The organism is Roseivirga ehrenbergii, assembly GCF_001593005.1.
In the GTDB taxonomy this organism is placed as follows: Bacteria; Bacteroidota; Bacteroidia; order Cytophagales; family Cyclobacteriaceae; genus Roseivirga; species Roseivirga ehrenbergii.
The window spans coordinates 130260-151418 of sequence record NZ_LQZQ01000051.1; the positions used below are offsets into that span (position 1 = coordinate 130260).

The following is a 21159-nucleotide window of genomic DNA, read 5'->3' on the forward strand; positions in this document are numbered from 1 at the left end:
AATGTTAGTTTTAGTTGAAATATCAAACCATCAAAGTCATGAACATCAGTGCCTCCAATTTTTCGTTTCTGAAAACCTTATCTGAAAACAATAACCGCGAATGGTTTACGGCCAATAAGAAGGAATACGAACAAGCCCATGAAAATGCGATTTCAGTAGCCGATGCCTTGTTGGTGGGGCTGTCGGAACACGACCAAATCACCACCGCTACTGGAAAGAAGAGTTTGATGCGGATCTATAGAGATGTACGTTTTTCAAAAGATAAAAGCCCTTATAATCCACGTTGGGCTGGGAGTTTCAATCGATCCAAACCAGCCTTGAGGGGCGGTTATTATTTCCATTTACAGCCGGGCGGAAACACGGTAGTGGGCGGAGGTTTTTATCAGCCCAATGCCGATGATATCAAACTTATTCGTGATCACATTGCTATGGATGACGAACCCTTGAGGAAAGTAATATCCGATCCTAAGTTCATAAAGACCTTTGGAGGCTTGCAAGGCGAACAACTGAAAACTGCGCCAAAAGGCTTTGAGAAAGATCATCCTTCCATTGATTTATTAAGGTATAAATCAATGTATGTGTTTAAAAGCTTCTCCGATAAGGAAGTAACCTCACCCGACTTTGTAGAAAATGCTTTGTCTGTATTTTTGGCCTTGCGTCCTTTTTTCGATGTAATGACAGACTACCTCACTACTGATATGAATGGAATTTCTCTTATTGAAAATCAAGGGTAAGCATTAAGGAGGAAAAAAGGGAATAAAGATGATGGCAAGAAAACTGATTTTTGAATTTTTAGAACAACTCAGCGCAAACAACTCTAAAGAATGGATGGACGCCAACAGGGCTTGGTACGAAGAAGCCAAAAACGAAGTGGTCAATCTGTTCGAGCCTGTTTTAGCTTCGCTGAAGGAAATCGACCCAAGAATTGTACAGCCCTCGGCCAGAAAAGCCATTAGCCGAATCAATAACAATCTGATGTTTCATCCTGAAAGGCCGACCTATAAAGATCATTTTGGAGTAGTGTTTGGGCATGGGAAAGGCTTGGCCGATTTCTATGTACACTTGGGTACGGACGAAACCTTAATGGCGGGCGGGATTTGGCATCCAGACAGTGCAAGGCTGAAGAAAATCAGAACCGAGATTGACTATGAAGGGCACAAACTGAAGAAAACCTTAAATGCTGAACCGTTTAAAAGTTGGTTTCATTTCTATACCGAAGGGGCACTAAAAACTGCACCAAAAGGCTATTCGCAAGATCATGAGTTTATCGAATTGCTGAGGCTGAAAAGTATCGCAGCCATGCGCCCGATTACACGGAAAGACATTCTTTCGGATGGTTTCCATGATATGGTAATTGAATCTTATGCGGCCATTTTACCGATGATCGACTTTTTGAATGTTGCTTTGTTGGATGATTAGTTTTCGACTTTAGGGGATTTGGTGTTAGCTGTAATTTGATTTTTTTCATAGCTTCACCCTCTTCAAAACAACCCTGATATGAAAAAACAACTCATCACATTTTTAATGTTGGTTTCGGTAGGGCTTTTCGCCCAAACCGCACCAAACTGGCTTCGCTATCCGGTTATTTCTCCTGATGGCTCAACAATAGTTTTTACCTACAAAGGCGACCTATATAAGGTAAACTCAAACGGTGGCGATGCTACTCAACTTACCTTTCACGAATCGCATGATTTTATGCCTGTGTTTAGCAAAGATGGAAAAACCATTGCCTTTGCTTCCGACCGTTACGGCAATTTCGATGTATTCACCATGGACATACGTGGAGGAGAAGCAAATCGCATTACGTTCCATTCAAACGATGAGCAGCCTTTCTCTTTTTCTGCCGATAATAAATCGGTATTGTTTGGTGCGCTAAGACAAGATTTGGCAGAACACAGACAGTATCCTCATGGTTCTCAGTCTGAATTGTATTCGGTTCCAGTAGCTGGAGGACGTGTAGACCAAGTTTTTACTTTTCCAGCAGAGTATGTGCAGGTAAATAAAAGCGGAAACCAGATGGTTTACCACGATAAAAAGGGTGGTGAAAACGAATTCCGTAAGCATCAAACCTCTGCTATTGCCCGCGATATTTGGGTATATGATAAAAAGACGGATTCTCACAAAATGATTACTTCTTATGAAGGAGAAGACCGCCAGCCGATTTATAGCCAAGACGAGAAAAGCCTTTACTTTTTAAGTGAAGAAAGTGGCAATTTCAATGTGTACAAGCTTTCGTTAGATAACCCTTCTGCAAGGACTCAATTGACGAATTTCAAAACTCACCCAGTTCGTTTCCTAAGCATGGGCGGAGGCACTTTAAGCTTTGGCTACGATGGCGAATTATACACCATGAAAGAAGGGCAACAACCTAAAAAGCTTTCGGTGAATATCGTTACACAAAGCAAGGCTAACAATGATAAATTCGTTTCCATCAATGGTGGTGTTGGCGAAATGGCCATTTCACCGAATGGAAAAGAAATAGCCTTTACGGCCCGTGGCGAAGTGTTTGTTACTTCTGTAGATGGTTCCCTCACAAAAAGAATTACCAATACTCCAGAGCAAGAAAGGTTTGTTACTTTTTCACCCGATGGAAAATCAGTGGTGTATGCCAGCGAAAGAGATGGGCGATGGAGCATTTTCAAAACCACAAGAATCCGTGAAACCGAAGAACCATTTTTCTTTGCTTCTACCTTAGTAAAAGAAGAGCCTTTGGTACAAAATAAGCTCGATAATTACCTTCCTAACTTTTCACCCGATGGAAAAAAACTAGCTTTTATTGAAGGCAGAAGAACTTTGAAGGTGTTGGATTTGGCTTCGAACAATACAACTACTTTAATGACCCCAGATGATTTGTACCATATGGGCGATGGCGACCAATCTTTCACTTGGAGTCCCGATAGTAAATGGATTCTTTTCGATTGGGGAAAAACATTAAGCAATAATGAGATTCTACTTTTAGCAGCCGATGGTTCTAAACGAGTAAATCTTACGGAAAGCGGTTATAGCGATAGTAATCCTAAATGGGTGAACGATGGTAAGCAAATGATTTGGTTCAGTAACCGAGATGGCTTGAAGAGTTACGCTACCAGCGGTTCGTCTCAACGCGATGTATACAGCATGTTCTTCGATCAAGACGCTTGGGACAAATATAACCTGAGCAAAGAAGATTACGACTTGATGAAGGAAATCGAAAAGGCGACTAAAAAAGATGAGCCGAAAGACAAAGAGGCGGATACGGATAAGAAAGATGAAAAAGAGAAAGAAAAGGTGAAAGACCTCACTTTCGATTGGGATGATATGAAAGACCGAAAGGTGAGAATGACCATTCATTCTTCTAGTTTGGGTGATGCCGTACTCTCTAAAGATGGAGATAAACTGTATTACTTGGCACGCTTCGAAAAAGGCATGAACCTATGGAGTACCGATTTAAGAACCCGTGAAACAAAAATGGCAATGAAGCTCGATGCTGGTTTTGGAAGTCTTACTTGGGATAAAGACAGAAAAAATCTTTACCTATTAAGTGGCGGTAGAATTTCTAAAATTGATCCAGAAAGCGGAAAGCGTGAAGGGGTGGATGTAAAAGGAGAAATGAATTATGATGCCGTTGCAGAACGTCAGTATATGTTTGATCACGTTTATATTAGAACCAAAAATGTTTTCTACGAGCCAACTTTCCATGGTATTGATTGGGAATTGATGAGAAAAGAATACTCGAAGTATTTGCCTTCCATAGGCAACTCATATGAATTCTCTGAATTGCTTTCAGAAATGCTAGGTGAACTGAATGTATCACACTCTGGCGCCAGATACAGCACAAGCATTCCAAATGCAGACGCCACTGCTTCACTTGGTGTTTTTATGGATTATAAACACAAAGGCGATGGTGTTTTAATTGCTGAAGTAATTAAAGGTGGGCCACTTGACAAAGCAAACCTCAATGTAACTAAAGGCATGATCATCGAGAAAATTGATGGTGAAACCATATCCCAGAATGTGGATGTGGCCAAGTATCTAAACCGTAAGGCCGACCAATTTACCTTGTTAGAAATTTATGATCCTGCTACTAAAAAGAGGCAGCAAATTACCATGAAGCCTATTTCTTTAGGGGCTGAAAGAGGTTTGTTGTATGACCGTTGGGTGAAAATCAATGAGAAAGAAGTAGAAGAGAAGAGTAAAGGTCAGTTGGGCTATGTACATATTCCGGGTATGAGCGATGGCCCTTATCGTGATATTTACGAAGATATGATGGGTAAATTTTCTAATCGTAAAGCTGTTGTAGTCGATACACGATTTAATGGAGGAGGAGATTTGGTAGCTGATTTGGCCATGTTCTTCACAGGCGAACCATTTATTACTTATGCTACAGAAGCTAAAGTGGTAGGCGGAGAACCAACTTCTCGTTGGACAAAACCAACTTTAGCCATGTTCAACGAAAGTATGTATTCTGATGGTCACTGCTTTGCCAGTGGTTATACAGATCTTAAGATTGGAAAAACGGTAGGCATGCCAGTGCCTGGCACATGTAGTTTTGCTGGTTGGGAAGGTTTGCCCGATGGTGGAAGATGGGGAGTTGTACCTGTGAGTGCCAAAAATAAGGCGGGCGAATGGATGGAAAACAACCAAACCGAACCTCAGTTTAAGGTAAAGTTAATGCCAGGTGTTGTAGATAAAGGAAGAGATCAGCAGCTGGAAAAAGCCATCGAGGAATTGATGAAAGAGATTAGGTAAACTAATACTTGATCGTAAGTAAAAGCCTCTGTGAGTTAAATTACTCATAGAGGCTTTTTTTATTTCCACTCTTTCTATAAAACCTTTAATTGATTTAATCTATCTCTTACCTCAGCAGCACGACATTCTTTCCATTTTTTGGGCGCTTTTCTCTTTGATTTTGGTGTTCTTTGCACCTCAAATTTTTTAAAGAGGAATGGTTGAGTTGAAAATTGGTGGGGTGCCAGAACATTTTAATATGCCTTGGCAACTATTGCTTGCCTCTGGAATACTTGAGAAATCTAGAATTACACCACATTGGGCCGATTATCACGGTGGTACTGGCCTTCTAGCGCAAGCTTTACACGATGGCGATTTAGACATTGGAATCTTGCTTACGGAAGGGGCTGTTCAAGGAATTGATAAAGGGAAAACTTTCAAAATTTTCAGTTTCTATGTCGATTCTTCTTTAACCTGGGGGATTCATGTACCCGTTAATTCTGATTTTAAAACTGTTGCTGACATTGAAGGAAAACGCTATGCCATTAGCCGCTATGGTTCGGGCTCTCACTTGATGGCCATTATTGACGCAAAAGCAAGAGGCTGGTTTACGGAGGATATGAAATTCGAAGTGATCGATAATTTGGCTGGTGCACGCGAGTCATTCAAATATGGCGATTCAGATGTTTTCTTCTGGGAGAAGTTCACGACCAAATCTTTAGTGGATAATGGAGAATTTAGAAGAGTAGGGGAGCGAAAAACACCTTTCAGCTGCTTTGTAATCTGTGTGTCGGACAAGGCCTTTCACGAAAAGAAAGAAGCCGTGTTAACAACTATAAATGCCTTGTTTCAGCAAGTAAATCAATTTATTACTAGTGCTGATAAAGTTAAATTGATCAGCGACTTCTATCATTTAAAACCAGAAGATGTAGAAGCATGGCTCAAAGATGTAAACTGGACACCTCGTCCGCACCTTAACCCAGCAATGCTGCAAACCACCATCGACACTTTAAGAGTGCTTAATTTGGTGAGTGAAAACTTGAAGGTAGATCATCTGGTTGGTCCAATGGAAGTGTAGGGGGAAATAACAGTCAAAAATTCAGGTTAATTTAAACCATTTTATCTTTGGTGTGGAACCTCATTTTGTTCAAAAGCTTGTTCATTACTGTGGCTTCCGCTTCGGTAATGTTGCACATGACATCATCAAGCTTGCTTTTGTTTTGGTCAATGTCCTTCAAAAGCGCTTGACCTTTTTCGTGAATAAATGCCTGAATCAACCTGCCATCATGCGTGCAAGGTCTTTTCCAAGCCAAACCTTTGTCGCATAGCCTGTCTATTAAACGCGAAGTATCAGAATTACTAATAATCATTCGTTCTCTAATCTGCTTGGTGCTTATGGGTTCGGGGTGTTGCTCACCCAAAATGGTCAATACATTGTATTGCTGTTGAGTAATATCGTATTGTTTTAAAAACTCGGTGGTCAAGTCACTGAGCCAATAAGCAGAGTACAATAGGTTTGCACGCAACTGCTCCTTAATGCTTTTGGTGTTCTGAGCGGTTCTTTGCGTATCCATTTTTCAAATATTGTCGGTTAGCTTACTAATGAGGCCTAATGTTATAACATTGACTCAGTAAATCAAAATTTGCTTCGACTTAAATGGAAGAAGGCCTATAAACACATAGGCCATCTAACGCACAAGGTTGTTATCTTGATTATTAGATGGCTATGTTCAACAATCACCAAAAACTTTATCCATAATTATTGCAGTAATTATGCTTCTATAACTTCTTCAAGCGGTTTTGCCACTGGGAAATCTATGGCTATTTCTGTAACGTTGTTTACGTAGTTGGTTACAGTATTATCGGCTACCAAAAGGACTAAATCCATAAGCGCAGCATTATCAAAGCCTTGAGCAAAGAAGTTCTCTACAGTTTCGCTAGACGGACGGCCGTGTTTAAGGGTAATCTCTCTTGCTAAAGCCACAATTGCATTTAATCGAGCATTCTCACTTTTTCCAGTCCTTAAATTCAAAGTTTCTTCTTCGCTAAAGCCGTTCATTTTTCCAATGGCGGTGTGTGCGGCTTGGCAATATGAACATCCGTTGGCTTGGGCTACAGCAAGCGCTGCTGCTTCTCTTTCCTTCGCATTGAATGATCCTTTCGCTTGGGCACCTTGAAAAGTAAGATAAGAATCTAGTGCGTTTGCAGAATAGCCTATGGTGGCATAAATGTTCGGTACCATTCCTATTTTCTGTTTTACGCCATCAAAAATGGCTTGTGCTGCTGGAGCTACTTGTTCTCTTGTAGGTACTTCAAATTTTCTCATTGTATTTTTTGTTTTAGTGTTTTTCAAATTCAAGTAGTTAACTAATGTTGCAACATTGAAGTTCCAACATTGAAATAAGAATATTTGAATATTTTGAAATGGTCTATTTAAAAGTCTGATAATGAGTGGTTAGTGTGGGTATTTATTTTTCAATAAACTTCTAAGTCTATGGGCTATACTTTAAGAAACTGGCTTTTGAAAAGGGAAAATGAAGTGGTTTTAATGGGTTAGTCCTTACTTCCCAACCAAGCATGTCCTACTTTGAAAGAGTAATACTCTGTTACTTCACCGTCCTCTGATTTACTAACTGTTTTTCGATGTGGCTTTTTTAATTGTTTTTCAAAGGCCTTTTTCTCTGTTAGGAAATCTACTTCATCGTAATAGTCTTCAGGCTCGCCCAGATCATTACTGCTTAGATGCATTTCGTCTAGGCGGCATTCCCAATTGAAGCCATTAGGAAGGTTTTTGATTTGATGATCAGCCCGTGCTGTGTATTCTTGATCGGGATTAAAGAATGTGCTGTCATAGAAATGGAGAAAATCACCAATCGCACAGACCACCTGAGAGTTGGCAAAGTACGGGTCGATAAGCCATATTTTGAGGTAATAAGGTTCTCCCAATGCATCCAACTGCTTTTTCCATTCGGTATAGATATCGATCAAACCAGCAAGTATTTTTTGGCGGGTTTTGCCTTTAGGTTGAGGGTATTCGCTGTTCAATAAAGTATAGTCGCAATAGGGGCTGACCCAAATTTTTGTATGGTCGCGTTGACTACTTTTTAAGGATTCAATATCTAGTTTAAGATTTTCATTCTTCCAAGTCTCAATGTCCTTCCATATACGATGGTGCCCTCTTAGTTTCTTAATTCTCATGCTCGGTCTATTGCGAAGTATTTCCTCAAAAAATGAGTGATAAGATAGTTAGACTTTTTTGTACTGGTGTAGACAAGATTGAATATCTGCTCTCGATTTGAAATTTAACAGAGTTTGGAACTTCTATAACAACGAAAGGAGATCAGAAAAACCTCTTTAAATGCCGGAATGAACCCACTCTCTCCAAATTAAGTCGGGGTAGCGGGATTTGAACCCACGACCTCTCGCCCCCCAGACGAGCACGCTACCGGACTGCGCCATACCCCGATTAAGCTGCAATTATAATAATTTATATGATTATGAAATGTAAGAAAATGGGAATTTTAGCGGGTGTACTTTCTTGCCAAATATATAAGGCCGAGTGCTAAATAGAATCCACCAAACCAAAGAAAAGTACTGTCGGTTTCGCAACAGCTAAAGTAGAAATATACTAGGGGTATAAAGTAGCACAAGGCAGTAAGTAAAAATAATGGCACGGCTATTTTATGTGCCGGTTGTGCCTTCAGTTCAAATGTTTTCTCTTCCAAAACGCTAATAAAAAAGTAACTACTTTCCTAAACTCAAGTATGTAGTAAAAGGTTAGTTCCTTTTTACGAAAGGGAAATCTGCTTGTTTTTTGGTAGAAATCCTTTTTTAGATTTAAAAAGCAAACCCCGAAGCTAGAGGCCTTGGTGTTTAGTTTAGCTGTTCTGAGCAGGAAAACTAGTTTCCTCCTTTTTCTTTGGCTTTATCAAAAGCACTTTGGGTGTTCTTTCTTGGGAAGGAATTATTTTCCGTGTTTACATCGGCTAATTCCTTATTCGGGTCAAACATCATACTCGCCACTTCTTTGTCTTTAGCAATAATATGGGATACTTGACTTTCGCTAAGTCTCCAGATTTCTGCAGGAATTTTCTCGATTTCTTTAGTGCCATCTTTATATGTCCATTCAATTACCAATGGTGTAATTAAGCCTGCACCGTTTTTTTTAACCTGCTGGTTCTCCCGACCCCGTGCGGTATTCATTAGGTGTAGGGAGGGTTGTGCCTAGCTGTTCGAATTTTGCTCCCCAATTTTGCTGAGCAAAGCTAATGAGCGGAAAGAGGCACATCATTACTAAGATTTTTTTTCTCATGGGTTACAGTTTTTATGCATCGAAAATTAACGATTTGTGATTCAATTGTAACAATTTATTAATAATGATTTTCAATTTCTGCTAAGTAAAAAATGAAGTTTTACAGCATGAAAACTAAACTAACAAGCTTAAAATTAACTGCAATTGCTTTGTTCCTGACCATCAATGGTTTTGCCCAAGACACCAGCCGAACTAAAGTATTAACCACTATTGCTATCGGTTCGTGCAGTCGCCAAGAAGCACCTCAGTATTTATGGCCCGAAGTGCTAAAAAATAACCCAGACCTATGGATTTGGTTAGGCGATAATATTTATGGTGATACCCAAGATATGGTACTCTTGAAAGAAAAGTATGAAGTACAAAAATCAAATGCTGACTACCAGAAGATGCTGAAGCAGATGGATATTATTGGCATTTGGGACGACCATGATTATGGGGTGAACGATGGCGGTAAAGAGTTTGTGAAACGTGAAGAAAGCCGCGACCTAATGTTTGAGTTTTTAGATGTAGAGCGTAATAACCCCGCTTGGAAAAGGGAGGGTGGTTACCAATCGTACGAATACGGAGTAGCCGGTAAAAAGGTGAAGATATTGCTTTTAGATGCTCGCTATTTCAGAGATGAATTGAAGCGTGAAAACCGAAAATATGTACCAAACTTAGAAGGAGATATTTTGGGTGAAGATCAATGGAAGTGGCTTGAAAGTGAACTGACCCATAGTGATGCCGATATTCATATTTTGGCAGGAGGAATCCAGTTATTGCCAGAGGAGCACCCTTACGAAAAGTGGAATAATTTCCCGAAGGCAAAGCAAAGGCTAATGAAGCTTATCGGTACTGTTCAGCCAAAGAATACTTTCTATCTAAGCGGAGATCGCCATATTTCGGAAATTTCAAAAACAGTGATTCCTGGCTATGGTGCATTTTATGATTTCACCTCAAGTGGTTTAACCCATAGTTCGGAAGGAAATACATCTGAACCCAACGGATTTAGAGTGAGTAAATTGGTAGATAAAAAGAGCTTCGGACTTATTAAAATAGACTGGTCTCAGGCTAAACCTCAAGTAACTTTTGAAATGCGAGGCTTAGAAAATGTTTTAATCGATACTCATAAAGTAGATTGGGGAAAATAAAGTTGAGACGCCCTGTTTTTTAATTATAAGCAGGGCGTTTTACTACCTTGTCCGTTTCAGAATCTCATTTTTAATTTCCTTTGCGTAATTTGATTCAAATTCTATTTATGAAAACTTCTGTATTACTTCTTTTTTGTGTTGTCTTAAGTTGTGCCAAAGTTCAAGAACCTCTCGATATTCAAGGGCACAGAGGCGCTAGAGGCTTAATGCCTGAGAATTCTATTCCAGCATTTATGAGAGCTTTAGAGGAAGGGGTAACTACACTGGAACTGGATGTGGTCATTACCAAAGACAAACAAGTAGTGGTTTCGCACGACCCATATATGCTTTCTACAATTTGCGATAAACCCAATGGAGAACCCGTCACTAAAGATGAGGAAGGAACACTGAATATTTATGAGATGGATTACGCAGAAGTGGTGGGCTATGATTGCGGATCGAGAGGAAATGCTCGTTTTCCAGAGCAAGTGAAAACTGAAACGGCAAAGCCATTATTGGCCGATGTAATTTCAATGGTGGAAGATCACTTAAAAGAAAATAAGAAACCCAAAGTGAACTATAATATTGAAATCAAGAGTGTTGAGAGTGAATATAATGTCAGCCAACCAGAAGTAGATGAGTTTTCTGAGTTAGTCTTAAGTGTAATTCGAGAAAGGCTTACCAACGATCGCTTTACCATTCAATCATTTGATTTTAATGTACTCAAGCATTTACATAAGTCAAACCCAGAGGTTCATTTGGTGGCTTTGATAGAAAATGCAAAAGGAGTGGAGGCCAATCTGGAAGCGCTAGGGTTTATTCCAGAAGTTTACAGCCCATATTACATTCTCCTGAAGAAAGAAGACATTGATCTGATTCATGAAAAGGGAATGAAAGTAATTCCTTGGACCGTAAATGACCGAAAAGATATGGAGCGATTAGTGGCTGATGGCGTAGACGGAATTATTACTGATTACCCTGATAGGGCGAAAGGGCTGAGGAATAGAGGAGCCTGATTTTTAACACAGAGATTTGCCTTCGATCACATTCTTATCAAATGCCTTCGAATAACATTTTGATGTTGGGTATATCTAATTATTTTTGGGCTGCCCAATTTCGTACATGCAACTATTTGAAGTTACCGACAGCCATTCCGAAAAAGAATTCATTCAATTGCCTGTAAGGCTTTATAGAAATGAAAAAAACTGGATTAGACCCCTTGATAAGGACATCAAGGCCGTTTTCGACCCCAGTAAAAATAAAAATTATAGAAATGGAGAAGCCATTCGCTGGATTCTGAAGAATGATAAAGGCGAGGTCATTGGAAGACTGGCAGCATTCATTATCAAAAAGGTAGCCGAGGCACAAGAGCAGCCTACAGGTGGAATTGGCTTTTTTGAATGCATCGATGATCAAGCTGCGGCATTTATGCTTTTTGATGCAGGCAAAAAATGGCTTGAAGAACGAGGAATGGAAGCCATGGATGGGCCAATCAATTTTGGTGACCGTAACAATTGGTGGGGCCTTTTAGTCGATGGGTTTTCAGAGCCTAACTATCAAATGCCGTATAATTTCCTCTACTACAAAGATCTTTTCGAGGCTTACGGTTTTAAAGAATATTTCAAACAGTTTACCTACAAACGTCCGGTGGGCAGCCAAGTAGAGCTTGACGATCGCTTTTATGCGAAGGCTCAAAGTAGCCTAGATAACCCCGACTACGAATTCAGACATATTAGAAAGGACGAATTTAAAATTGCCCATAAATATTTCTTGAAGGTTTACAATGAAGCTTGGACGGGACATAATGGAGTAAAACCCATGACAGAAGCACAAGCGCATAATATTTTCAAGCAACTAAAACCAATTACTGATGTTAAAATTGTATGGTTTGCTTTTTACAAAGGAGAGCCTGTCGCTTTTTTCATTTCCATTCCAGAATTGAATCAGCTTTATAAACACCTAAACGGCCAATGGAATTTATGGTCGAAAATTAAGTTCATGTATATGCTCAAGACTGGTGTATGCAAAAAGGCATTGGGAATTGTGTTTGGAGTGGTACCAACCCATCAGCGGAAAGGCGTTGAAGGAGGTTTGGTGGTTTCGTTTGTAAAAACCTTAGCTTGGAAAAAAGGGTTTCAGTACGAAAATATTGAAATGAACTGGATCGGTGATTTCAATCCGAAAATGATGCGTGTGGCAGAGCAAATCGGTGCCGAAATTGCAAAAACGCACATCACCTACCGAAAATTATTTGACGAAACGAAGGAGTTTAAAAGAGCTTCCTTTATATAATAATAGCATATGAAAAAGAAGTACGATGTATATGGCATTGGAAATGCCTTGGTTGACCTTGAGTTCAAGATTGACGAACAATTCTTAACCGAACATAAGGTTGAAAAAGGCTTAATGACCTTAGTAGACGAGGAAACACAGTTCAGGTTGATTAACTCAATGATGCAAACCGATACAGTACGTAAATCGGGTGGTTCTGCGGCCAATTCTATGATTGCCATCAGTCAGTTTGGAGGGAAATCGTTTTATTCATGCAAAGTAGCCAACGATGAATTTGGCGATTTCTACATGAAAGATATGCGTGAGGCAGGCGTAGACACCAACCTCGACAAGCAAGAAAGAGAAGATGGAGTTACAGGTAAATGTTTGGTAATGATTACGCCAGATGCCGACAGAACCATGAACACTTTCTTGGGGGCTACATCGAATTTTTCGGTAAAAGAACTGGACGAAAATGCCATTAAAGATTCACAATATATTTACCTAGAAGGTTATCTGACCACTTCTCCAAATGGAGTAGAAGCTATGATGAAGGCCAAGAAAATAGCCGAAGATTACCGTGTAAAAACTTCGATTACACTTTCAGATCCTTCTATTGCTAAATTTTTCAAAGCCCAGTTTACGGATGTTATTGGTGCTTCGGTAGATTTGATTTTCTGCAACGAAGAAGAGGCCAAAACTTACACCGGCAAAGATAACTTAGAAGAAGCCCGTCAGGCCATGAAGAAAGACGCCAGAAGGTTTGTGATCACACAGGGTAAGAATGGCGCTATGATTTTTGATGGCGATACTTTTATCGATATCGAAGCATATGATGTAAAAGCCATAGATACCAATGGAGCAGGAGATATGTACGCTGGGGCTTTCTTGTACGGTATTACCAACGGAATGTCGTATGCTGAAGCTGGAAAATTAGCCAGTTTGGCCAGTTCAAGAATAGTGAGCCAATATGGGCCAAGATTAAAAACTCCAGAGGCGCACGAAGTGCTAAGACGCCTAAAGTAATCATCCGAAATAGTATAGAACAAGAAGCCATCTGTCGCCTGACGGATGGCTTTTTTCATTATTTTGCATCAATGTCAAAGCCCGAAATCAACAATACGCTCGATCATCTTTTTCGGCAAGAGTATGCAAAAATGATTTCGCTTTTTACGAACCGCTATTCCTCTGCTTTGATCGATCAAATCGAAGATGCCGTGCAGGAATCCTTACTTAAAGCAGCAAAACAGTGGAGCTTTCAACCCATGCCAGAAAACCCTTCGGCTTGGTTATATCGAGTGGCCAACAATCAGTTAATCGACCAACTTAGAAGGCAAAATAAGTCTGTGGCTTACGAGGCGCATAATGAAAGTGAGAGTGAAGCTGCTTTGGAGTTTGAGTTCGAAGAAGGGCAGTTGGTAGATGGTCAGTTGAGAATGATTTTCGCCTGTTGCCATCCTTCAATGAAACTTCAAGAACAATTGATGCTAAGTCTGAAACTGCTTTGCGGACTAAGCGTGAAGGAAATTGCTCGGGCACTTTTAAAGAAGGAGGATGCAGCCAAGAAGGCAATTACTAGGGTCAAACAGAAATTTAAGACAGAAGTAGGTGAGCTTTCTGTTCCAGAGGGAGAAGCAATTAATGAACGGTTGGAGGCAGTTCTTCACGTAATTTATCTTTTGTTCAATGAAGGTTATAAAGCCACGGAAGGTGATGAATTGATTCGTCATGAACTTTGTGAAGAAGCCATTCGCCTGGCTTTTATTCTTACCAATGCCAAAGATTGCTATACCAGTGAGCTGAATGCATTAATCGCCATGATGCTATTTAAAGCGGCTCGTTTTCCAGCAAGAATAGGTGAAGATGGCGGTTTGGTGACTTTGGAACATCAAGACAGAAGTCTTTACCGAGAAGATTATATACAGTGGGGTTGGAAGTTTATGCAAGAATCTAGCAAAGCGGAAAATACTTCAGTATATCAACTAGAGGCAGCCATTGCAAGCTATTATACCGTGGCAGCCAGCTATGAAAAAACCAACTGGAAAGTAATTTTTAAGCTGTATGATGGTTTAGTAAAACTGAAACCTTCGCCCGTAGTGAAAATGAGCCGGGTGTTTGTGATGAGTAAAGTGCTTGGTGCTCATAAAGCATTGGAGGCCATGGCCGATATTGAAAGTGAATCTTCTGAAGTTCAATCTTTCCAAGCCTTAAAAGCCGAGCTGTATGCCGAAGTTGGAGATTTTGAGAATGCCAGTATTTGTTTAAAAAAGGCAATAAACCAGGCGCAGAATATAACGGAAAAGAAATTCTTAGAGACCAAGTTGCTCAATTGGAAAACCCCTAGACCTGCCTAACCTATGTCTCCATTATTAAAAACAGTTTTGCGGTTTGGCTTAATTATTCTGGCTTTGTTAATTCTATTTCAGTTAACGAATGCGTCACTTTTTATCCCTTCCATTTCTGCCGATTTCGTAATTGGAATAGCAGCAATTGTTCTGTTAGCCTTAGGGATTTATTTAGGCAAGGGGATTAAAAAGGAGAAAATAGTTGAGGTAAAGCCTATTTCGATTATTGATGAAAAGAGAATTCTTAGTCTTGGTATTAGTCCTCGAGAATTGGAAGTATTACAGTTAATTTCAGAAGGTCTATCTAATCAAGAGATTGCAGAAAGGCTTTTTGTGTCGGAAAGCACTATCAAAACCCATATTTCCAATCTCTTTGTAAAGCTAGATGTGAAACGTAGAACTCAAGCTGTTATTCGAGGGAAAGAGTGGCGGATTATACCTTAACTTTTGGAGTGTTTTATACCAAATTCTCGTCTAGTACTAAAGTCGGAATGTGAATTTTGGTACTAAAGTATGAATCGATTTTGGCCATTCTGAGCTTGATTTGGAGGTACATAAAAATTTAACCATGAAAAATATTGTTGTTCGTTACGGAGTTATTGCCAGTTTAATTGTGGTGGGTATGCCTTTGCTTTCAGGGCTAATCATCGGCTTTGGCATGGATAGTTTTGCCATGGGTGAAATAGTGGGGTACACTTCCATGATTGCTGCCATGACTACCGTCTATTTCGCCATGCGCCAGTACCGAGATCAAATTAATAATGGAATGCTGAGTTTTGGCCTAGGTTTAAAAATCGGTTCTTTAGTTTCTGTTTTGGCTGGAATTGCCTTTGCCATTTATAATGTTGTTTTCGTAACCATTATTATGCCCGACTTCAATGAGCAGTATTTCGCATATGCGGAGGGCCTAGAGTTAGGAACTCCTGAATTCGAGGCGAAATTCACTGCCATGATGGAAAGCAATGGCTTTATGTTTAGTGTATTAGGAGGCACAATCTTGATGTTTGCTACGGTTTTCTTAATTGGGTTCATCATGAGCGTTATTTCGACACTTATCCTCCAACGCAAACAAGTAATGACTGTGTAATTGCAATTGTGAATGATTGTTTACCTTAGCACAAAACTGCTCTGGTATCAATTTTGGGAGGGTGGTATTGATTGAAATCTAAGACTTATGCGTTTCCTATTCCTGTCTGTCGTTCTTTTGTGTTTGTTTTCATTTGCGCCTATAAATGCTCAAAATGTGAGTTATATTGAAGAAATTGAAGCGTATCGAAAAGAGCAAAACGAAGAATTTTTGAATCCAAGTAAATCGCCTTTGACAGCCCAAGAACGAAAGGATTTTAAAGGCCACGATTTCTTTCCCATTGATGAAGACTATAGGGTAGAAGCGAGATTTGAGCCTACTCCAGATTCAAAGCCATTTCCTCTAAATACTAGCAAAGGCACAACGCAGTTGTATAAGCGCATCGGAATTCTTCATTTCGAATTAAAAGGCAAACCTTATACTTTAGAGGCTTATCTTCAAATTCAGAGGTTCACCATTCCAGGGCAAAAAACCTATGTATTTCTTCCTTTGATAGATGCCACTACTGGTGAAAGCACTTATGATGCTGGGCGCTATTTACACTATGAAGGTATTCCTGAAGGTACAGATTGGGTTATCGACTTTAATAAACTCTATAATCCATATTGCGCTTATAGCGATAAATATGAATGTCCGATGGTGCCCGAACCAAATCATTTACCCATTGCTGTTGAGGCTGGGGTAAAGGGGTATTGATTGAGAATCTAACTGAGCTTGTTTTTGAAGACGGAAATCTTCTCTTCTAATTCAATTTTTAATACTTCGTTCGAGATCTTCCCCTCAGAGAAGTTTTGTTCAAAGGATGGAAGAGAAAAGGCCTCAATAATTTCCGCACCGCAGCGAGGCAAAAGAATTTTACCTGAGTTCATGGCATTTCCAGCACCGTAGCCGCCTGGGGAAGTGCTCATCAATAACATAGGTTTGTTTCCAAAAATATTGATGTCAATTCTGCTACACCAGTCGATGGTGTTTTTGAAAACAGCAGTATAGTTTCTGTTATGTTCGGCCAAAGAGCAAATAATGGCATCAGCTTTTTCCATTTCTAGCCTAAATTTATAAGCGTTTTCAGGGTAGCCCTGTTCTTTTTCTAGGTCTACGGAAAACATAGGCATTTCAAAATCATTAAGGTCTAATAAGCTGATTTCAAAATATTTAAAGTAGGTAAGCGCGAACTCTACTAACTGCTTATTAATGGATGTACTACTATTACTGCCTGCAAATGCTACTATTTTCTTCATATGTTTTTCGGCCTTGTTTTAAATTTACAATGGGCAACCAATTCAAGTTAAGGTTATATCCTTTCATGTACAAAGGAGCGAGAGATAGTTAAATAAAAAGCGTTCCTCAATCCTAAAAATCGAAGAACGCTTGATGTGATTATTGTAAAACGGATTATTGTATGTTACAACTGCCGTTAAAATCTGAGGCGTCAAAAATAGTTTTGGCGCTACCTTTTAAATTGCCTTGTACTACCTCGATGGTGAGCTGGTTACTTCCAGAACGTTTGGGAGAACAATATTCTAATAAATAGTAACTGTTGGCTTTACCGTTGATTAAATCACCGATTTCTTTGAATTTATCTAGCAACTCGCCAATGTTTACAGCTGATACAAAGCTGGTTTTCCCAATCTCTTTCAATACTGGTTCGTCAATTTCGCCCCCAAGTCCAATGGTGTAGAACGAAATAGAAGGGTCTGCTTTTCTTACGGCTTCTAACGCTTGGCCTTTGGTAGATCGGTTGGCTTGGTCGGTTCCGTCAGTAAAAATCACTACCGAATTCGATCCAAACTTATCTAGTTCTTGCGACTGACCGAGTCTTTGCGTTGCAATGCCTACACTTTGAATCACAGCGCCATAAAGGTTGGTAGAATTGTCTGAGCTCATTGAGGCGTTAATATTGTCAATGGCATTTTTTAAAGTGGTTGTATTGGAAGTGATGGGTTGAAGCTGCTTAATGTTTTGAGAACCATCGAACCACCAAATTTCAACTTTTACGGCTCCGGCAGAAACTTCACCTTCAGAAGGCACTACTTCGTCAATAAAGCTTTTAGCTGCCGACTTTAGAGGAGCCAAATTCTGACTACTTAATATACTTCCACTCAAATCGAGCAAAAGCATAATGTTGTAGTCTAAAACCTTCTCGTTCGGTTGTATTTTTCGTACCGCCTCAAACTCTGAAATTAAACTTCCATTTTCATAAATATTGAAGTCGGATTCTTTTAAGCCCGCCTTTCCTTTTCCTGCGCCATCTTGTACTTTAAAAAATACAGATACATTGGAAGGTAAATTGGTAAACTGATTTTCAATGGTTACTTGCAGTTGTGGAGTGGTGTCATTGTCTCCACTACAACTTTGTATAAGCATAAATATAAGTGCAGTCATTAGACCTGCCGTAAAACGTATTTGAGTCATGTTGTCTCTAGGTTGGTACTTCACACTCAACCTTGAAACTTATGTCGATATTGTGTGGTTAACAGCATAATTGATTTAATTTTGAACTTTAATAAAACCACGCAATATGAGAGTTACAACTACGTTCAAGGATGATTATGAATTTCAATCGGTTAACGAAGAAGGCAATGTTCTAGACATTGACATGTATTCTGCTGACAAGAAAAAACACATGTCGCCTACCCAATTGTTGTTATCAGGTTTAGCAGCTTGCGCTTCGGTTGACTTGGTTCAAATGTTGAAAAAGCGTAAGAAAACTGTAAATGGCCTTACTGTAGTTGCCGATGGTACTCGTAGGGATGAACACCCGAGAGCATTCACTCATATTACTCTCACCTTTACCGTTGATTCTCCTGACGTTACCGAGGAAGAGTTTGAGAAAATGGGTCATTTGGCCGCTACAAAATATTGCTCTGTTGCTGGTACATTAAACTCAGAAGTAGATCACAAGTTTATAGTGAATAGAGCCTAATTACTACCTGTGAGAGTTGTAAAGGAGATACCCAATAGCAAATGTAAAATCACCGTTTTTTCATGGAATGGAAAATTCCTCATCAAATTGGAAAACGGTGGTTTTGAACAAACCTTTAAGGTAAGCGAGCTTGATGTACTTGAGCAAGAACTTGACGAAATACTAAACGAAACTTTTATTACAGAAGCTATTGAGCGATTTGATGATATGGCAAAATCGCTGCGTAAAGCCATTCCTTAGAATGTGCTATTGATTTTTTGGCTGGTATTGTGTAAGTAGTTCTGTATTTTTGTTATTCTTGTTCTTGAACATTTGCTTTTGCTAAACATTACATGATCTATTTTCTACTCTCTTTAGCTGTCATTCTAGCACTTGTTTTCGCCTATCTTTTATTTCAAGCCAAACAAAAGACTACCTCATTACAAGGAGAACTCCATGCAGTAAAGGAGAAGTATGATGAGAACCAATTTCAACTCGACTTTTTCTTAGATCATACTTCCGACTTCCTTTTTAAATTCAATACCAAGGGAATAGTTACCTATTCATCAATGAATGTGGTGCGAGTAATGGGACGAAATCCTAATATAAGACTCGCCCATTATAGTACGAGTTACACCGACAATCCAATAAATGATAAAGCACGCGAGAGAATAGATGGATTTCTTGCAGGAAAGTATGATTCTGTCCCTCCTTATTTTGTTGAGGTAAACGATTCAAAAGGCTATCCTCATATGTTAGAGGTGTTTCATAAGCCTATTTATAACGATCAAGGAGAGTTGATTTCTGTGACGGGAATTGCCAAAAACATTACTGGTATTTACAATGCAGAGTTAGAAATCAAGAAGTTTGAAAAGGAACAAATGTTGATTTTGGATGCCATTCCAGACACCATGTTCACCTTTGATAAAAAAGGTGTCTTCTTGAATTATCATGCTAAAAATGAGATGGGAGTAATTCTTTCAGCTGAAAAGCGAATAGGAGATAATATAGTCGATATTTTCCCTGAAAGTATAATTTCATTGATGACTGCGGGCTTAAAGAAAGCACTTGAAACCGATCAAATGCAAACGGTTGAGTTTAAACTCCAAGTAAATAAGAAAGAGCATTTTTGCGAAGGCAGGTTTATCAAACTAACCGATGATAGGATCCTTTTGATGATGCGCGATATTACCGCTCAAAAGCAACTGGAAGAAGGTTTGAAATTGGCCAAAGAAGCTGCTGAAAATGCAAACCAAGCTAAGAGTACATTTCTGGCAACCATGAGTCATGAAATAAGAACGCCAATGAATGGTGTAATTGGAATGACGAATCTCTTAAATGAAACCTTGCTCAATCCTGAACAGAGAGATTATGTGGAAACCATAAAGGTAAGTGGAGAAACATTACTTAGAATTCTAAACGATATTCTTGACTATTCCAGAATTGAATCGGGTAAGATAACTTTAGAAGATTCAGTTTTTGGATTGAAAAGGGTAGTGGAGGAGTCTTTAAATCTTGTGGCTTATGAAGCTAAAGGCAAGAAAGTTGGACTGAACTTAATTATAGATGAAAATGTACCTGAATTTTTCTTTGCCGATAGAAATAGACTAGGGCAAATACTAGTCAATTTGCTTTCAAATGCAGTAAAGTTTACAGAAAGAGGCTTTGTGTCTGTTAGGGTTTCTTTGATAGAAATTAAAGGAGATACGGCCAATATAGAGTTCAAAATTCAAGATACAGGGATAGGAGTTGCAAAAGAGGAAATCAAAAACCTCTTTAAAGAATTTACCCAAGTAGAATCTTCTAATTCCAGACGATTTGGAGGCAGCGGATTAGGTTTAGCTATCGTTAAGAATTTGCTAAAGTTATATAACGGAAAGGTTTCTGTTCAAAGTGAGCTTGGTGTTGGTTCCCTGTTCAGTTTTAACGTGCACTTGAACCTTGCAGTAGAAGGTATGGTAGAAGGGAAAATGGAGCATTCTACCAAATCTAGTCGCTACGAAACGGGTAAATTAGCAGGAGTACTTTCAGGTAAATACCCGCTCAAAATTCTTTTGGCAGAAGATAACAAGATCAATAGCAAACTCATATGTCTTATATTAGAGCGTATGGGCTACATACCAGCCTTAGCAAAAACAGGGTTAGAAGCATTGTCAAAAATGCAAGCGGAGACTTTTGATGTGATTTTAATGGATGTTCAAATGCCAGTAATGGATGGGCTAGAAGCCACAAAAAAAATTAAAGCGCTCGACTTAAATACACCTCCCTATATCATCGGTATTTCAGCAAGTGCTTTCGATGAGGATGTTCAAAAAGCCCTCGAAAGCGGCATGGATGATTATCTGATAAAGCCTGTTAAGTTTGATGCTCTGCGCGAAAAACTTATCCAAGTAGGGCAAAGGCGTTTTCCTTTTGTGTCTTGAGTT

At 39.3% G+C, this 21159-nt stretch carries 22 protein-coding genes and 1 tRNA gene; 15 read left to right on the forward strand and 8 right to left on the reverse strand.

The genetic code is table 11. The annotated features are described in order from the left end of the window. The first annotated feature begins 38 nt into the window (after positions 1-38). The 4 genes from MB14_RS17870 (at position 39) to MB14_RS17885 (ending at position 5785) form a co-directional block, all read left to right on the forward strand. The gene (locus MB14_RS17870) at positions 39-734 is read left to right on the forward strand and encodes a DUF2461 domain-containing protein (protein WP_062594049.1); all 696 of its coding nucleotides are present in this window, start codon (positions 39-41) and stop codon (positions 732-734) included. 28 nt (positions 735-762) lie between these two features. Next, positions 763-1419, forward strand: coding sequence for a DUF2461 domain-containing protein (locus MB14_RS17875; protein ID WP_062594051.1), 657 nt, complete (start codon positions 763-765; stop codon positions 1417-1419). Positions 1420-1497: 78 nt separating this feature from the next. Beyond that, positions 1498-4728 (forward strand): S41 family peptidase, encoded by a 3231-nt coding sequence (locus MB14_RS17880; protein WP_062594053.1) that lies wholly within the window; start codon positions 1498-1500, stop codon positions 4726-4728. A gap of 196 nt (positions 4729-4924) precedes the next feature. Then, a complete protein-coding gene (locus tag MB14_RS17885; protein WP_062594055.1) occupies positions 4925-5785 on the forward strand; it encodes a type 2 periplasmic-binding domain-containing protein in 861 nt (286 codons plus the stop codon). Between the two features lie 31 nt (positions 5786-5816). Here the strand turns inward: MB14_RS17885 and MB14_RS17890 are convergent, their stop codons facing one another. From MB14_RS17890 to MB14_RS19060, 6 genes are all read right to left on the reverse strand, one after another. Next, a complete protein-coding gene (locus tag MB14_RS17890; protein WP_062594057.1) occupies positions 5817-6281 on the reverse strand; it encodes a MarR family winged helix-turn-helix transcriptional regulator in 465 nt (154 codons plus the stop codon). Positions 6282-6478: 197 nt separating this feature from the next. Then, positions 6479-7033, reverse strand: coding sequence for a carboxymuconolactone decarboxylase family protein (locus MB14_RS17895; RefSeq protein ID WP_062594058.1), 555 nt, complete (start codon positions 7031-7033; stop codon positions 6479-6481). A gap of 227 nt (positions 7034-7260) precedes the next feature. Beyond that, complete coding sequence (locus MB14_RS17900) at positions 7261-7905, reverse strand: hypothetical protein (RefSeq protein WP_062594060.1); 645 nt, start codon at positions 7903-7905, stop codon at positions 7261-7263. Between the two features lie 193 nt (positions 7906-8098). Further along, positions 8099-8172, reverse strand: a tRNA-Pro gene (locus MB14_RS17905). A 435-nt stretch (positions 8173-8607) separates the two neighbouring features. Continuing rightward, a complete protein-coding gene (locus MB14_RS17910) occupies positions 8608-8910 on the reverse strand; it encodes a hypothetical protein (protein WP_062594062.1) in 303 nt (100 codons plus the stop codon). Beyond that, entirely contained in the window at positions 8873-9019 is a 147-nt protein-coding gene (locus MB14_RS19060) for a hypothetical protein (RefSeq protein ID WP_165899503.1), read from the reverse strand. Before MB14_RS19060 ends, MB14_RS17910 begins: the two co-directional genes overlap by 38 nt. A gap of 107 nt (positions 9020-9126) precedes the next feature. Between MB14_RS19060 and MB14_RS17915 the strand changes: the two genes are divergently transcribed. The 8 genes from MB14_RS17915 (at position 9127) to MB14_RS17950 (ending at position 16527) form a co-directional block, all read left to right on the forward strand. Then, entirely contained in the window at positions 9127-10149 is a 1023-nt protein-coding gene (locus MB14_RS17915; RefSeq protein WP_157716615.1) for an alkaline phosphatase D family protein, read from the forward strand. Between the two features lie 107 nt (positions 10150-10256). After that, a complete protein-coding gene (locus tag MB14_RS17920; RefSeq protein WP_062594066.1) occupies positions 10257-11144 on the forward strand; it encodes a glycerophosphodiester phosphodiesterase family protein in 888 nt (295 codons plus the stop codon). 106 nt (positions 11145-11250) lie between these two features. Next, on the forward strand, positions 11251-12420 hold the full coding sequence (locus MB14_RS17925; protein WP_053224697.1) for a hypothetical protein: 1170 nt from the start codon (positions 11251-11253) through the stop codon (positions 12418-12420). A gap of 9 nt (positions 12421-12429) precedes the next feature. Beyond that, complete coding sequence (locus MB14_RS17930) at positions 12430-13425, forward strand: adenosine kinase (RefSeq protein WP_062594068.1); 996 nt, start codon at positions 12430-12432, stop codon at positions 13423-13425. A gap of 71 nt (positions 13426-13496) precedes the next feature. Beyond that, entirely contained in the window at positions 13497-14753 is a 1257-nt protein-coding gene (locus MB14_RS17935) for an RNA polymerase sigma factor (protein ID WP_062594070.1), read from the forward strand. A 3-nt stretch (positions 14754-14756) separates the two neighbouring features. Further along, the gene (locus tag MB14_RS17940) at positions 14757-15188 is read left to right on the forward strand and encodes a response regulator transcription factor (RefSeq protein ID WP_084376141.1); all 432 of its coding nucleotides are present in this window, start codon (positions 14757-14759) and stop codon (positions 15186-15188) included. A gap of 124 nt (positions 15189-15312) precedes the next feature. Continuing rightward, positions 15313-15831, forward strand: a complete 519-nt coding sequence (locus MB14_RS17945) for a DUF4199 domain-containing protein (protein ID WP_062594072.1) — start codon at positions 15313-15315, stop codon at positions 15829-15831. Positions 15832-15918: 87 nt separating this feature from the next. Further along, the gene (locus MB14_RS17950) at positions 15919-16527 is read left to right on the forward strand and encodes a DUF1684 domain-containing protein (RefSeq protein ID WP_084376142.1); all 609 of its coding nucleotides are present in this window, start codon (positions 15919-15921) and stop codon (positions 16525-16527) included. 8 nt (positions 16528-16535) lie between these two features. Here MB14_RS17950 and MB14_RS17955 read toward each other — a convergent pair whose 3' ends face one another. Both MB14_RS17955 and MB14_RS17960 read right to left on the reverse strand, forming a co-directional pair. Beyond that, positions 16536-17069 carry an NADPH-dependent FMN reductase gene (locus MB14_RS17955; RefSeq protein ID WP_062594075.1) on the reverse strand — a complete coding sequence of 178 codons (534 nt, stop codon included), beginning with the start codon at positions 17067-17069 and terminating at the stop codon, positions 16536-16538. Between the two features lie 154 nt (positions 17070-17223). Then, positions 17224-18243 carry a VWA domain-containing protein gene (locus MB14_RS17960; RefSeq protein ID WP_084376143.1) on the reverse strand — a complete coding sequence of 340 codons (1020 nt, stop codon included), beginning with the start codon at positions 18241-18243 and terminating at the stop codon, positions 17224-17226. Between the two features lie 106 nt (positions 18244-18349). On the opposite strand from MB14_RS17960, the gene MB14_RS17965 reads away from it, so the two are divergent. The 3 genes from MB14_RS17965 to MB14_RS17975 all read left to right on the forward strand — a co-directional run bounded on the left by MB14_RS17965 (position 18350) and on the right by MB14_RS17975 (position 21156). Then, a complete protein-coding gene (locus MB14_RS17965) occupies positions 18350-18754 on the forward strand; it encodes an OsmC family protein (RefSeq protein WP_053224715.1) in 405 nt (134 codons plus the stop codon). A 9-nt stretch (positions 18755-18763) separates the two neighbouring features. After that, entirely contained in the window at positions 18764-18994 is a 231-nt protein-coding gene (locus MB14_RS17970) for a hypothetical protein (RefSeq protein ID WP_062594077.1), read from the forward strand. A 92-nt stretch (positions 18995-19086) separates the two neighbouring features. Further along, entirely contained in the window at positions 19087-21156 is a 2070-nt protein-coding gene (locus MB14_RS17975; RefSeq protein ID WP_062594079.1) for a PAS domain-containing hybrid sensor histidine kinase/response regulator, read from the forward strand. The last annotated feature ends 3 nt before the right edge of the window (positions 21157-21159 follow it).